Genomic DNA, 557 nt, shown 5'->3' with positions numbered 1-557 from the left:
CAATTGATCTAAGATCAATTCCATAGCTTCGGTGGTATGTTTTAGCCCCGGACATTTTCGGCGCAAGATCTCTCGACTAGTGAGCTATTACGCACTCTTTGAATGTATGGCTGCTTCTAAGCCAACATCCTAGTTGTCTTCGAAATCTCACATCCTTTTCCACTTAACATACACTTGGGGACCTTAGCTGATGGTCTGGGCTCTTTCCCTTTTGACCACGTGTCTTATCACTCGTAGTCTGACTGCTGTTGGTATCTTTATGGCATTCTTAGTTTGATATCCTTCGGTAAGCTTGTGGGCCCCCTAGGGAATTCAGTGCTTTACCTCCATTAGACTCCTAACAACGCTAGCCCTAAAGCTATTTCGAGGAGAACCAGCTATCTCCGGGTTCGATTGGAATTTCTCCGCTACCCACAGTTCATCTCCACCTTTTTCAACAGATGTGAGTTCGGACCTCCATTACCTTTTACGGTAACTTCATCCTGACCATGGGTAGGTCACCCGGTTTCGGGTCTATTCGCAGCGACTAAATTGCGCCCTATTCAGACTTGGTTTCC

The 557-nt window shown here is 46.3% G+C and carries 1 rRNA gene; it reads right to left on the bottom strand.

Annotation, left to right across the window (positions count from 1 at the left end):
• Nucleotides 1-557 (bottom strand): 23S ribosomal RNA (locus PBV87_RS14400); the annotation flags it as partial.

Origin of the sequence: Holtiella tumoricola (assembly GCF_027857615.1) — a bacterium.
In the GTDB taxonomy this organism is placed as follows: Bacteria; Bacillota; Clostridia; order Lachnospirales; family Cellulosilyticaceae; genus Holtiella; species Holtiella tumoricola.
This window is presented reverse-complemented; position numbering and strand designations above follow the sequence as displayed.